At 69.0% G+C, this 13,387-nt stretch carries 12 protein-coding genes; 3 read left to right on the top strand and 9 right to left on the bottom strand.

The window, feature by feature from the left end; all coding sequences use genetic code 11:
* The 8 genes from GTY56_RS02765 to GTY56_RS02730 all read right to left on the bottom strand — a co-directional run.
* A partial coding sequence (locus GTY56_RS02765) for a pyridoxal phosphate-dependent aminotransferase (protein WP_237524354.1) occupies positions 1-1,342 on the bottom strand: 1,342 nt, incomplete at its 3' end.
* Between the two features lie 171 nt (positions 1,343-1,513).
* Positions 1,514-2,662, bottom strand: coding sequence for an aldose epimerase family protein (locus GTY56_RS02760; protein ID WP_161362079.1), 1,149 nt, complete (start codon positions 2,660-2,662; stop codon positions 1,514-1,516).
* 56 nt (positions 2,663-2,718) lie between these two features.
* Positions 2,719-3,963 (bottom strand): multiple monosaccharide ABC transporter permease, encoded by a 1,245-nt coding sequence (gene mmsB / locus GTY56_RS02755; protein ID WP_161362077.1) that lies wholly within the window; start codon positions 3,961-3,963, stop codon positions 2,719-2,721.
* On the bottom strand, positions 3,960-5,510 hold the full coding sequence (gene mmsA, locus GTY56_RS02750; protein ID WP_161362075.1) for a multiple monosaccharide ABC transporter ATP-binding protein: 1,551 nt from the start codon (positions 5,508-5,510) through the stop codon (positions 3,960-3,962). The genes mmsB and mmsA overlap by 4 nt, the downstream gene beginning before the upstream one ends.
* 46 nt (positions 5,511-5,556) lie before the next feature.
* On the bottom strand, positions 5,557-6,669 hold the full coding sequence (gene chvE, locus GTY56_RS02745) for a multiple monosaccharide ABC transporter substrate-binding protein (RefSeq protein WP_524540068.1): 1,113 nt from the start codon (positions 6,667-6,669) through the stop codon (positions 5,557-5,559).
* A gap of 139 nt (positions 6,670-6,808) precedes the next feature.
* Positions 6,809-7,777 carry a hypothetical protein gene (locus GTY56_RS02740; protein WP_161362071.1) on the bottom strand — a complete coding sequence of 323 codons (969 nt, stop codon included), beginning with the start codon at positions 7,775-7,777 and terminating at the stop codon, positions 6,809-6,811.
* Positions 7,778-7,900: 123 nt separating this feature from the next.
* Positions 7,901-8,905, bottom strand: coding sequence for an alcohol dehydrogenase catalytic domain-containing protein (locus GTY56_RS02735; RefSeq protein ID WP_161362069.1), 1,005 nt, complete (start codon positions 8,903-8,905; stop codon positions 7,901-7,903).
* Positions 8,902-10,065, bottom strand: a complete 1,164-nt coding sequence (locus tag GTY56_RS02730) for an enolase C-terminal domain-like protein (RefSeq protein WP_161362067.1) — start codon at positions 10,063-10,065, stop codon at positions 8,902-8,904. The genes GTY56_RS02735 and GTY56_RS02730 overlap by 4 nt, the downstream gene beginning before the upstream one ends.
* Positions 10,066-10,312: 247 nt before the next feature.
* Between GTY56_RS02730 and GTY56_RS02725 the strand changes: the two genes are divergently transcribed.
* A complete protein-coding gene (locus tag GTY56_RS02725) occupies positions 10,313-11,131 on the top strand; it encodes an SCO2400 family protein (protein ID WP_202509638.1) in 819 nt (272 codons plus the stop codon).
* 110 nt (positions 11,132-11,241) lie between these two features.
* Here GTY56_RS02725 and GTY56_RS02720 read toward each other — a convergent pair whose 3' ends face one another.
* Entirely contained in the window at positions 11,242-11,691 is a 450-nt protein-coding gene (locus GTY56_RS02720) for a MarR family winged helix-turn-helix transcriptional regulator (protein WP_161362065.1), read from the bottom strand.
* Between the two features lie 102 nt (positions 11,692-11,793).
* Here GTY56_RS02720 and GTY56_RS02715 point away from each other — a divergent pair, with 102 nt between their 5' ends.
* Together GTY56_RS02715 and GTY56_RS02710 are read left to right on the top strand one after the other, a co-directional pair.
* Positions 11,794-12,816 (top strand): NADP-dependent oxidoreductase, encoded by a 1,023-nt coding sequence (locus tag GTY56_RS02715; RefSeq protein ID WP_161362063.1) that lies wholly within the window; start codon positions 11,794-11,796, stop codon positions 12,814-12,816.
* 94 nt (positions 12,817-12,910) lie between these two features.
* Positions 12,911-13,330, top strand: a complete 420-nt coding sequence (locus GTY56_RS02710; protein WP_161362060.1) for an organic hydroperoxide resistance protein — start codon at positions 12,911-12,913, stop codon at positions 13,328-13,330.
* Positions 13,331-13,387 lie beyond the last annotated feature (57 nt).

The following is a 13,387-nucleotide window of genomic DNA, read 5'->3' as shown; positions in this document are numbered from 1 at the left end:
CGGCGGCGAGTCCCGGCCCGCCCAGGCTCGCGGCCGCGGCAGCAGGTGCGAGCGTGGGCTCGCCGGCCCCCGCCGCGGCGGCCGGGGCCGCGGCCATCCCGACCGCCTGCGCGGCCAGCCCCCGCATACCCGACCCGTTCGTCTCGCTCACCAGGCGGTCCACGGCCGCCGTGCCCGAGCTGTAGCTGGTCCCATTGCCCAGCTCGGGCACGGCGGCTCCCCTCCTGGACGTCCCGTAGAGCACCTGTTCCAGGCCGGACACCAGGCGACGCACGTCCACCTGGGGGCGCACCACGAGACGCAGGAAGCGACTGGACGAGCCGATCTTGTTGCCGCACTCGCGGACCAGGATCCGGTGCTCGGTGAGCATCCGGTCCCGGACGACGGTGCCCTCGGCACCCACGGGGAGGCGCACGAAGAGGAAGTTGCCCTGCGACGGGTAGACCGTCAGCCCGGGCAGGGAGGAGAGCTGGCCGGCCATGTCGAGGCGGTCGCGGCGCACCTGCTGGAGGCTCTGCGCGTACTCGGCGCCGTGCTCCTTGAGCATGAAGACGACGTGCTCGGCGAAGGAGTTGAGGTTCCACTTGGGGAGCATCGAGCGGATGCGGCCCGCGAGCGCCGGGTTGGCGACCAGGTAGCCGAAGCGGATGCCGTGCAGACCGAAGTTCTTGCCGAGGCTGCGCAGCACGACGACGTTGGGCCGCAGCATCGCCTCCTGCACGACGGACGGTTCGGCCTCGGCGTCCGCGAACTCCAGGAACGACTCGTCGATGACGACCAGGTCGAGGTCGGCCATGGCGTCCATGAACTGGACGATGGCGTGCTTGTGCAGGAAGCCGCCGTCGGGGTTGTTGGGGTTGCAGATGACGGCGACGCGGGTGCCCCGGGCCCGGATGAACTCGGCGTACTGCGCGAGGTCGAGGGCGAAGCCGCTGGACTCCTGGAGCGGGAACATGTCGACCCGCTTGCCGGTCTCCATGGGCTGGTCGGTCCAGCGGCCGAAGGTGGGGACGGGCACGGCGAGGGACTCGCGGACCAGCAGGTGGTCGATCCAGGTGATGAGCTCGGTGGAGCCGTTGCCCATGGCCACGCACTGCGGAGGCAGCTGGAGCAGGCTGCACAGTTCGGCCGTGATCGTGTCGGCGCTGCTCGGGTAGTACGTGATGATGTCGCGCAGCCGGCCCGCCATGTCCTCGAACATGGCCGGGGTCGGGAAGTACGGGTTGCAGGGGATACAGAAGTCCACGGGGCCGGCTCCCTCGCCGCCCTCACGTGTCAGAGCCGCCATCGACGGGCTGTGTGCCGCGGTACTGCGGAACAGCGACGTGACGTTGTCGGCCATGGAACCTCCGTATGGGGCGGGTCCGTTGGGGACGGACGGACCCGACGTTCAAGGGCGGCCCGCGCGGGGGAGCGCGGACCGCCCTTTCATACGGCGACCACCGTGACACCGTTCAACCGTCGGGAAAACGGTCGGAACCTGTGTCCGGTTGGTGAAGATCTGTCAGTGGCCTCAGCAGCCGAACGTGTGGATGGTCGTCGTCCGGTACGTCTGCCCCGGTCGCAGGACCGTCGAGGGGAACTTCGGCTTGTTCGGCGAGTCCGGGAAGTGCTGCGTCTCCAGGCACAGCGCGTCGCCCTGCCGGTAGGTGCGCCCGGACGGGCCGGTCAGCGTGCCGTCGAGGAAGTTGCCGGAGTAGAACTGCAGGCCCGGCTCGTTCGTGGCGATCTTCATCGTGCGGCCGGAGGCCGGGTCACGCAGGGTGGCGACGTGCTCGGGGCGGGCGGTGATGCCCTTGTCGAGGACCCAGTTGTGGTCGAATCCCTTGGCGGTCACCAGCTGCGGGTGGGAGACGCGGATGTCCCGGCCGATCGGCTTGGCCTTGCGGAAGTCGAAGGGGGTGCCCGCGACCTTGGCCAGCTCGCCCGTGGGGATCAGGCCCGCATCGGTGGGCGTGTAGCGGGAGGCCGCGATCTGGAGCTCGTGGTCCTCGATCGTGCCGCTGCCCTCGCCGGCCAGGTTGAAGTAGACGTGGCTGGTGAGGTTGACGACGGTGGCCTTGTTGGTGGTGGCCTCGTAGTCGATGCGCCACTCGCCGCGCCGGGTGAGCGTGTACGTCACCTTCGTCTTGAGCGTGCCCGGGTAGCCCATCTCGCCGTCGACGCTGGTGTAGTACAGGTGCAGGCCGACGTCGGAGCCCTTCACGAACGGCTCGACGTCCCACACGCGCTTGTCGAAGCCCTGGGTGCCGCCGTGCAGGCTCTGCTCACCGTCGTTGACGGACAGCTGGTAGTCCTTGCCGTCCAGGGTGAACCTGCCCTTGCCGATACGGTTGCCGTAACGGCCGATCAACGCGCCGAAGTACGGGGTCTTCGCGACGTAGTCCTCGAGGTTGTCGAAGCCGGCGGAGACGTTGGCGTACCGGCCGCGGCGGTCGGGTATCTCCAGGGACTGCACGACACCGCCCCAGGACAGGACCTTCAGGCGGGTGCCGCCGTTCTCCAGCGACCAGCTGTAGACCTTGGTGCCGTCGGCGAGCTTGCCGAAGAGCGTCTTCACCGGCTTCCTGCCTCCCGTGGCGTGCGCCGTGCCGCCGAGCGTGGTGGCGGCCATCCCCGCCGCCGCTGCTCCCGCGATGACCGTGCGTCTGTTCAGTTCCATCTGTGCGGCTCCCGCATATGGAGCGGGCCCCGCCTTCCAGCGGGGCCCGAGCTGACTTACGAACCGACCTTGCGCTTGTTCCACACGTCGAACCCGACCGCCGCCAGCAGCACCATGCCCTTGATGACCTGCTGCCAGTCGGTGCCGATGCCGACGAGGTTCATACCGTTGTTCAGCACGCCCAGGACCAGGCCGCCGATGATCGCGCCGAGGACGGTGCCGACACCGCCGCTCATCGACGCACCGCCGATGAACGAGGCCGCGATCGCCTCCAGCTCGAAGTTGAGGCCGGCCTTGGGAGAGGCCGCGTTGAAGCGGGCGGCGAAGACCAGACCCGCCAGGGCCGCGAGCATGCCCATGTTCAGGAAGACAAGGAAGGTGACCTTCTTGTCCTTCACACCCGACAGCTTGGCCGCCGGGAGGTTGCCGCCGATGGCGTAGATGTGGCGGCCGATGATCGCGTTGCGCATGACGTAGCCGAAGCCGACGAGCAGCACGCCCAGGATGAGCAGCACGATCGGGGCGCCCTTGTAGCTGGCCAGCAGCATGGTGAGCGTCAGCACCGCGGCGCCGATCGCGACCAGCTTCAGCAGGAACAGCTTGGTGGGCGGGACGTCCAGGTCGAACTCCTGCTGCCGCTTGCGGTCACGGACCTCCTGGAAGATCACGAAGGCGATCATCGCGAAGCCCAGCAGCAGGGTCAGGTTGTGGTAGTTCGTGTTCGGGCCGACCTCGGGCAGGAACCCGTTGGCGACCTTCTGAAGACCGTCCGGGAACGGGCCGAGGGTCTGGCCCTCCAGGAAGATCTCCGTCAGACCGCGGAAGATCAGCATGCCCGCCAGGGTCACGATGAACGACGGTATGCCGCCGTACGCGATGAAGAACCCCTGTACGGCACCGGCGACCGCGCCCACGGCCAGGCACAGCACCACGGCGAGGGGCCAGGGCAGGTCCTGTTTGACCATGAACACGGCGGCCATCGACCCGACGAACGCCGTCAGCGATCCGACCGACAGGTCGATGTGGCCGGCGATGATGACCAGCATCATGCCGATCGCGAGGATCAGGATGTAGCTGTTCTGCAGCACCAGGTTGGAGACGTTGCGCGGCAGCAGCAGGTCGCCGTCGGTCCAGACGGCGAACAGGACCACGATCAGGCCCAGCGCGATGAGCATGCCGTACTGCCGCATGTTGCGGCGCATGCCCTCCATCACCAGCTGCAACAGGCCGTCGCCCGCGGCCCCTCCGCTCTTGCCCGGCGGCGCGGGGGCCGGGCTCTTGGCGGTCACGTCCGTGCTCATCGGGTTACCTCTTTGTCCTTCGTCATCTGACGCATCAGCGATTCCTGGGAGGCCTCGGCCCGCGAGAACTCACCCGTCAGCCGCCCCGCGGCCATCGTGTAGATGCGGTCGCACATACCGAGCAGCTCGGGCAGCTCGGAGGAGATGAAGACGACCGCCTTGCCCTGGGCGGCCAGCTGGTCGATGACCGTGTAGATCTCGTACTTGGCACCGACGTCGATACCGCGCGTCGGTTCGTCCAGGATCAGCACGTCCGGACCCGAGAAGATCCACTTGCTGAGGACGACCTTCTGCTGGTTGCCGCCGGACAGCTTGCCCACCGGCTCGAACACCGTCGGCGCCTTGATGTTCATGGACTTGCGGAAGCCCTCGGCGACCTGCCGCTCCTCGTGCTCGTCGACCACACCGCGCTTGGCGACCTTGCCCAGGGCGCTCAGCGAGATGTTCCGGTTGATGGTGTCGATGAGGTTGAGGCCGTAGTGCTTGCGGTCCTCGGTGACGTACGCGATGCCGTGCTTGACCGCCTCCGGGACGGACTTCGTACGGATCTCCTTGCCGTCCTTGAGGACCGTGCCGGCCGCGTACCGGCCGTAGGTCCGCCCGAAGACGCTCATCGCGAGTTCGGTGCGGCCGGCGCCCATCAGGCCCGCGATGCCGACGATCTCCCCGCGCCGCACGTGCAGCGACACGTCGTCGCACACCTTGCGCTGCTGGTCGATCGGGTGGTGCACGGTCCAGCCCCGGATCTCCAGGGCCGGTGCCGCGCCCTCCTCGGGCTCGTGCGGGGAGCGCTCCGGGAAGCGGTGCTCCAGGTCGCGGCCGACCATGCCGCTGATGATCCGGTCCTCGGTGGTCTCCTCGGCCTTCACATCGAGGGTCTCGATGGTCTGGCCGTCGCGGAGGATCGTCACCGAATCGGCGACCTTGCGGATCTCGTTGAGCTTGTGGGAGATGATGATCGAGGTGATGCCCTGCTTCTTCAACTCCAGGATGAGGTCCAGGAGTTTGCCGCTGTCCTCGTCGTTCAGCGCGGCGGTCGGCTCATCCAGGATGAGCAGCTTCACCTTCTTCGACAGGGCCTTCGCGATCTCCACGAGCTGCTGCTTGCCCACGCCGATGTCGGCGACGCGGGTGTCCGGGTGGTCGGAGAGGCCGACCCGGCGCAGCAGCTCGCTGGCGTGCCGGAGGGTGTCGGTCCAGCTGATGATCCCCCGGGTGGCGTGCTCGTTGCCGAGGAAGATGTTCTCGGCGAGAGAGAGGTAGGGCACCAGGGCCAGTTCCTGGTGGATGATCACGATGCCGCGCTCTTCACTGGCCCGGATGTCCTTGAACTGGCAGACCTCTCCCTCGAAGAGGATGTCGCCCTCGTACGTGCCGTGCGGGTGGACGCCGGAGAGGACCTTCATCAAGGTCGACTTGCCGGCGCCGTTCTCCCCGCAGATGGCGTGGACCTCGCCCTGCCGGACGGTCAGCGTGACGTCCGACAGCGCCTTGACGCCGGGAAAGGTCTTGACGATCGAGCGCATTTCCAGGACGGGTCCCGCCATGGTCGTGCCTTCCAATCAGTGGTGATTCGTCGGTCGGTGGCGGGGACTACTTGAGGTCGCTCTCCTTGATGTAGCCGGAGTCGACGACCTCCTTCTGGTAGTTCGTCTTGTCGACGGCGACCGGCTCCAGCAGGTAGGCCGGGACGACCTTCGAGCCGTTGTCGTAGGTCTTGGTGTCGTTGACCTCGGGCTTCTTCTTGTTGAGCAGCGCGTCGACCATGTTCGAGGAGACCTTGGCGAGCTGGCGGGTGTCCTTGTAGACGGTCATCGACTGCTGGCCGGCGATGATCGACTTCACCGAGGCGACCTCGGCGTCCTGGCCCGTGACGACCGGCAGCGGCTTGCTCTTGGAGCCGTAGTCGTCGGACTTCAGCGCCGAGAGGATGCCGATGGAGATGCCGTCGTAGGGGGAGAGGACGGCGTCGACGCGCTCGCGCTTGTAGGCCGAGGTCAGGATGTCGTCCATGCGCTTCTGGGCGGTGCCGCCGTCCCAGCGCAGGGTGGTGACCTGGTTGAGCTTGGTCTGGCCGGAGCGGACGACGAGCTGCTTCTTGTCGATGTAGGGCTGGAGGACCTTCATCGCGCCGCCGAAGAAGTAGCGGGTGTTGTTGTCGTCGTTGGAGCCGGCGAACAGTTCGATGTTGAACGGGCCCTTCTTGGAGCCGTCCTTCAGGCCGAGCTTCTCGACGATGTAGTTGCCCTGGAGCTCGCCGACCTTCTCGTTGTCGAACGAGGCGTAGTAGTCGACGTTCTGCGTGCCGAGGATCAGGCGGTCGTAGGAGATGACCGGGATGTTGGCGTCCTTGGCCTGCTGGAGCACGTTGTTCATCGACTTGTTGTCGATCGCGGCGATGATCAGCGCCTTGACGCCCTGCGTGATCAGGTTCTCGACCTGCGAGACCTGCTGGTCGGGGTCGTCCTCGCCATAGACGAGCTTGGTCTTGTAGCCCTTGGACTCCAGGTCCGCGACGACGTTCTTGCCGTCGGCGATCCAGCGCTCGGAGGACTTGGTCGGCATCGCGATGCCGATGGTGGCGCCCTTGGTGTCGCCTCCGCTCTCCTTGCTGCCCCCCTCACCGCTCTGGCCGCAGGCGGACAGGGTGAGGGCGAGGGACGCGGCTCCGGCTATGGCGGTGAGGGCGGCTCTGCGGTTACGCATGATCATCATCCTTGATCTGTGGCAGGGCTCGGTCTGAGGGCGCGAAGTCGCTCCGGGTGGTCGTGCCGGAAAGACCGAGAAGAGATGTGTGGGATTGTGCGCGGCTGTGTCTTCTTTTGTAAGGCGAGTTTCCGGAACGTTATGACGAGATTTCGAACCGTTGCAGATCGCCCGGCAGTCGTGAGCCGAGCGGCGCCATGTCGCCGTCCGCCCCGTGGCGGGCCAGGAGATCCAGGGCGAGCCGGCCGCGCCGCACCCGCTCCTTGGCGGTGGCCAGGGTCAGCTCCCGCATGTGGTGCCCGTAGGGGTAGATCCCGGGCGCCTTGGAGAGGCCGAACTTCAGGTACAACGGGGCGCCGCGACGGATGAGTTCGGCGACCTCGTACATCCGCACGTAGCCGCCGAGGTCGTCGGGGGCCTCGATGTACATGTCCATCGGAGCGCCCGACACCCGTCGGATCTCCGTGAGGTGATCGAGCGTCAGGTCGCTCGGCACGTTGACCGAGTCGGCGCCGAGGCGCTCGTAGACCGCGTACGCCGCCGGGTTGACCGGGCCGATGAGCGCGGAGACCTTGAGCGTCGTGTCGGCCGGGATGATCCCGGCGGCCCGCGCCCGGTGCAGCGTCCACAGCACGCCCTCGTCGGCGACGAGCAGGCACTTGACGCCCAGTTCCGTGGCTCTGACGGCGTCCTCGACACAGCCGGCGACGGCGTCGTGGCCCCGGGCGCGCAGACCGGCCCCCCGCGAGTCGGTGCGCGTGGATCCGCCGATGTCCCAGGTGCCGCGCGGGCCGGTGAACAGACAGAGCTCGATGTCGCGTTCACCGGTCGACTCGACCATCTCGGTGATCTCGGCGTCGGTCAGCATCCAGACGCCGCTGCCCTGGCTGATCCGGTGGATCGGCACGTCCAGCCGCGAGGCCTCCTTCAGCACCACCGCGAGCGCCTCGGGCCCCTCGCAGGAGGGGATCTCGGTGCGCCAGCGGCCGCCGCCGGGGAACGAGTGCGGAGAGGCGTCGGCGGGATCGGGGACGGGCGCGCTCAGGCCCAGGGCGGTGAGCGCCTGCTCACCGGGCCTTCGGGCGGCCGTGATGGGAGCGTCGGTCACAGGAATGTCCTTCGGTTCGATATTTCGGACGAGGTTCGCGGCTCTGGGTAGGGCGAGGCTCGGGGTGGGGCTGGGTGTACGCCGGTACGGGAGCCGTCAGGTCGCCCCCGTACCGGCGTACGTCTAGGGGCGGAGCAGGACCTTGCCCACCTTGGGATCTCCGGCCCCGACCAGCTCGATGGCCTGCGAGAACTCGGTGAGGGGCAGCTCGTGCGTCACCAGCGGCAGCGGGTCGAGCAGCCCGGCGGCGAACACCCGCACCGTGTGCGCCCAGGCGTCCGGCGGAGCACCGAAGACGGTGTGCACCTCCAACTGCTTCACGACGAGGTCCGTCGGGTCGAGACCGTCGGCGCCGGGCGCCGGGATGCCGGTCAGGACCAGCCGGCCGCCGCGCCGGAGCAGACCGGCCGAGATCCGGGCGGCGTCCGCGGACCCGGCCGTCTCGATCACCACGTCGAAGTCGTCCGGCAGTTCCTGGTCCTTGGTCCGGAAGTCCGTCGCACCGTAACTCCGCGAGAGCGCCTCACGGTCCCGGCGGGTGCCGACGACCAGCAGCTCGCCCGGCGAGTTCGCCTTCAGGAACTGCACGGCGAACATGCCGAGGGTTCCGGTGCCCACCACGGCGACGCGCTCGCCGGGCTGGGCGTTGCCCTTCAGCGCGGCGGCCGCGATACAGGCGGCGGGCTCCAGGAGGGCCGCGGCCGTGAGGTCGCAGTCGTCCGGGAGGGCGTGCAGGAGACGGGCCGGGAGGGTCAGCGTGGCCGCCATCGCGCCCGGCTGGGTGAACCCGGTCTCCTCGTAGCCGGCCGAGCACAGGGTCGTGTCGCCCGCGTGGCATCGGTCGCAGACCTGACAGTTTCGAAAGCCCTCACCGACGACCTTGCGGCCCACGAGGGACTCCGGGACACCGGCGCCCACGGCCTGAACCGTCCCGGACCACTCGTGGCCCGGGGTCAGCGGGTAACGCACATAGCCCTCGGGCCGGTTGCCCTGGTAGACCTCGCGGTCGCTGCCGCAGATCCCGGAGGCGTGCACCCGGACCAGCGCCTCGCCGGCCTCGGGCCGCCGGGGCTCGTGCGGCACCAGACGGTGCTCGCCCGGGGCGTCGACGACGACCGCGGTGCTCACTGCGAGCCCTTCGGCTTGCGCTGTTCCCAGCCCTCCGCCCAGAGGTCGAAACGGGCCTGCTGCTGGGGGAACTCGGCGGCGGCGTCGACGTCCAGCTCCACACCGAGGCCGGGGGCGTCGGAGAGGTGGAAGCAGCCGTCCTCCGGGTTCACCTGCGGGGCACCCTTGACCACCTTCTTGATCTCCGCGTCGGCGAAGTCGTTGAAGTGCTCAAGGATCTTGAAGTTGGGGGAGGTGAAGCCGACCTGGAGGGACGCGGCGGTCAGCACCGAGCCGCCCACGTTGTGGGGAGCCACCAGCATGTAGTGGGTCTCGGCGGTCGCGGCGAGCTTCCTGGTCTCCCAGATTCCACCGATATGGCCGACGTCCGGCTGGATGATGTCGACGGCCTGGCTCTCGAACAGCTCCCGGAACTCGATCCGGTCGTGGATGCGCTCACCGGTGGCGACCGGCATGTCGACCTTGGCGGCGACCTTCTCCAGCGCCTTGAGGTTCTCCGGCGGGACCGGCTCCTCCAGCCACGCCGGCTTGAACGGCGCCAGCTCCTTGGCCAGGCGCACGGCCGTGGCGGGGGAGAAGCGGCCGTGCATCTCCAGCATCAGCTCGGCCTCGGGGCCGATGGCGTCCCGGACCGCCTCGATCAGGGAGACGGCGTACAGGGTCTGCTCGTGGTCCAGCTCGAAGTGGCCCGTGCCGAAGGGGTCGATCTTGAGCGCCCGGTAGCCGCGTTCCATCACGCCCTGGGCGGCCTTGTGGTAGGCCTCCGGGGTCCGCTCGGTGGTGTACCAGCCGTTGGCGTACGCCTTGACCTTGTCGGTGACCTTGCCGCCCAGCAGCTGCCAGACGGGAACGCCCAGGGCCTTGCCCTTGATGTCCCAGCAGGCCATCTCGATCACGGCGATACCGGACATCACGATCTCGCCCGCACGGCCGTAGTCGCCGTACTTCATCCGCTTGACGAGGTCCTCGACAGCGAACGGGTCGGAGCCGAGAATGTGATTGGCCTCGGCCTCCCTCAGGTAACCGAGAAGGGCGTCGGTGTGTCCCAGCATCCGGGTCTCGCCGACTCCGGTGATCCCCTCGTCGGTGTGCACCTGGACGTACGTCAGGTTGCGCCACGGCGTCCCGACCACGTGTGTGCTGATTCCGGTGATGCGCACGGCGGTTGTCCCTCGCAGGTTCGTCGGCTCAGTGTTCCGTCAGTGTTCCGTCGGTGCGCCTTGTTCGAGATTTCGGCACACGTTCGAAATGCTGGCGTGACAGTAAGGATCCGGCGGCAGGGGTGTCAATGGGTCGCGCGCATAACGGTTTCGACAGTTTCGAAACTACCGGTGAGGCGTGTCCCTACAGAACCTTCACAGCTGGATCTAGGAACGTGACCTGCGCGGAACTTAATCTTCCCGCGACATGGACTACTGCGACCCGTGCCGACGGCACCTCAACGGCGCCCTTGCCTGCCCGGGGTGCGGCACCTCGGCCGAAACGCTGCGCCGTCCGCGCGAGCCGGAGCACGGCGCGGGGCCGGGGCCGGACAGGCCGGATGCGTCCGCTGACGGATACGGCGACGCGTACGACGACGACCCGTACGACCGCACACGCGGCGACGACGGCGATGTCGATGAAGAAGGCGCCGGTGAGGGCGACGACGAGCACCTGGGGCGTGCCGCCCGGCGGCGCGGGCGTGGGCGCGGCCCGGTCGCCGAAGGGCCGGGCGGGGCGAGCCGGCGGGACCGCAAGGCCGCGGCACATCGTCGGCGCCGGCGCCGGACCTTGTTCGTGGCGGCCGGATTCGTGCTGGCGGCGGGCGGCCTGAGTCTCGCCGAACTCGGCATGGACGCCCCCAGTTCGACGCCGAAGCCGGCCGCTGCCGGAGGCGAGTCGGCGGACGGGGACGCTTCGGTGGAAGCGGGGAAGCCGGGCAGTGGTGCGAGCGGGAAGGCCGCCGGGGCTGAAGGCCCGTCAGGCTCGCCCTCGCCGGACGCGTCCGACTCGCCGTCCGCTTCCGCGTCCCCCGACGACGAGCCGTCAAAGTCCCCGAAGGGCGACGAACCGTCGAAGGACCCCGAATCGGCGACGGCGGGCGACGCCCCCAGCCGCCCGGCGTCCGCCCCCACCGCGGCCCCGCCCCCGGAGCCGGCCCCGACGTCGGACCCGACCACCGAGCCCCCGCAACCGGAACCGTCCCCGTCCGAGCCCTGCAAGCGGTTCCTGTGGTGGTGCACCTAGGGTCTGCCACCACGTTCCCTGGGGCGCCGAGCAGGCGGCCCGGCGCCTCGCGCACGGGGGCGGCGCCCTGTACGCGGCCGTGACCCCGGCTGCGCCCGGGCGGAGCGCCCTCAGCCCAGCATCCGCCGCAATGTGTCCCGCAGTGCCACCCGTTCGGCCTCGGAGAGCCCGGCCAGGGGCTCTCCGGCGAACCGCAGCGACTCCCGCAGGCTCCGGGCCACCTTCCGGCCCTCGGCCGTGGCCGCCGCCACCTTCACGCGGCGGTCGGCGGGGTCAGGCCGCCGCTCGACGAGTCCCCGTGCCTCCAGCCGGTCCACGATCCCCGTCACATTGGACGGCTCGCACTTCAGCTGCCGGGCCAGCCTGCGCATCGGCAGCGGTCCGAGGCACAGCAGGCTGAGCAGCCGTGCCTGCGCGCCGGTCAGGGTGTGGTCCGCCGCCGCCGACTCGTAGTCCTCGTGGAACCGCGCCACGACCTCCCCGATCAGCTCGACGACCTCAAGGGTCAGCGGATCCGGGCGCTTGGTCACGTCCTGCGGCGTCGGTGTGGTGGAGGCCATGCCGACAAGGGTACCCGGTTATTTGACAACCTGAAATTTTCAGGAGCATGGTTGTTTCAGGTACTGAAACATTCGCATCGAGCCAGTGAGGTAAGGCGCATCATGACCGACACCCCCACCCTTCCCGCCGTAAGCCGCGAGTGGCACCTGGCGAGCCGCCCCGTCGGCTGGCCGAAGCCCGAGGACTTCGCCTTCGTCGAGGCCGAGGTCCCGCAGCCGGGTGAGGGGCAGGTCCTCGTCCGGAACAAGTACCTCTCCGTGGACCCGTACATGCGCGGCCGGATGAGCGACGCGAAGTCCTACGTCGCCCCGTTCGAGCTCGGCAAGGTCATGCAGGGCGGTGCCGTCGGCGAGGTCGTGGCCTCGAACGCCGAGGGCCTGTCCGTCGGGGACCACGTCCTGCACTTCTTCGGGTGGCGCGAGTACGCGGTCGTCGGCGCGAAGAGCGCCGTGAAGGTGGACCCGGAGGCCGCGCCGCTGTCGACGTACCTCGGCGTGCTCGGCATGACCGGCCTCACCGCCTACGCGGGCCTGCTGCGGACCGCCTCCTTCAAGGAGGGCGACACCGTCTTCGTGTCCGGTGCCGCCGGTGCCGTGGGCGGCCAGGTCGGACAGATCGCCAAGCTCAAGGGTGCCGCGCGGGTCATCGGCTCCGCCGGGTCGGACGAGAAGGTGAAGCTCCTCACGGAGGAGTACGGCTTCGACGCCGCCTTCAACTACAAGGACGGGCCCGTCGCCCAGCAGCTGCGCGCCGCCGCCCCCGACGGGATCGACGTCTACTTCGACAACGTCGGCGGTGACCACCTGGAGGCGGCCATCGGCTCCCTCAACGAGGGCGGCCGGATCGCCGTCTGCGGCATGATCTCCGTCTACAACAACACCGAGCCCGCCCCGGGCCCGAAGAACCTCGCCCGCCTGATCGCGACCCGCGGCCGCATCGAGGGCTTCCTGGTCGGGGACCACTACGACCTCCAGCCGCAGTTCGTGCAGGAGGTCGCCCCCTGGGTCGCCTCCGGCGAGCTGAAGTACCGGGAGACCGTCGTCGAGGGCATCGAGAACAACCTGGAGGCGTTCCTGGGCGTTCTGCGCGGCGACAACACCGGAAAGATGATCGTCAAGCTCTGACGCCTTCTGTTGGTTTTCGGTATGCGGTAAGTTTTTTCCGAATCCGCTCGGCCCGGGCGCGAGCCGCGGCGGACGACCGAAGGAACTGAACCGCATGCCGATCCAGCAGTCCGACGTCCTGTACACCGCCGTCGCCACCGCCGAGAACGGGCGCGACGGGCGGGTCGCCACCGACGACGGCAAGCTCGACGTCGTCGTCAACCCGCCGAAGGAGATGGGCGGCAGCGGCGCCGGCACCAACCCGGAGCAGCTGTTCGCCGCCGGCTACAGCGCCTGCTTCCAGGGTGCCCTCGGCGTCGTCGCCCGCGAGGAGGGCGCCGACCTCACCGGCTCGACCGTCACCGCCAAGGTCGGCCTCGGCAGGAACGGCGACGGCTTCGGGATCATCGTCGAGATCTCGGCCGACATCCCCGAGGTGGACCGCGGGGTCGCCCGCTCACTGATCGAGAAGGCCCACGGCGTCTGCCCGTACTCGAAGGCGACTCGCGGCAACATCACCGTGACGCTGGTCTGACCCCGGTCGTTGCGTACGCGGAGGCCGCACCCTTGGACGTGGGGTGCGGCCTCCGCC

It is taken from the genome of Streptomyces sp. SID5643 (assembly GCF_009872555.1).
In the GTDB taxonomy this organism is placed as follows: Bacteria; Actinomycetota; Actinomycetes; order Streptomycetales; family Streptomycetaceae; genus Streptomyces; species Streptomyces iakyrus.
Note: the sequence above shows the minus strand (reverse complement) of the source record. Positions and strands in the feature narration are given on the sequence as shown.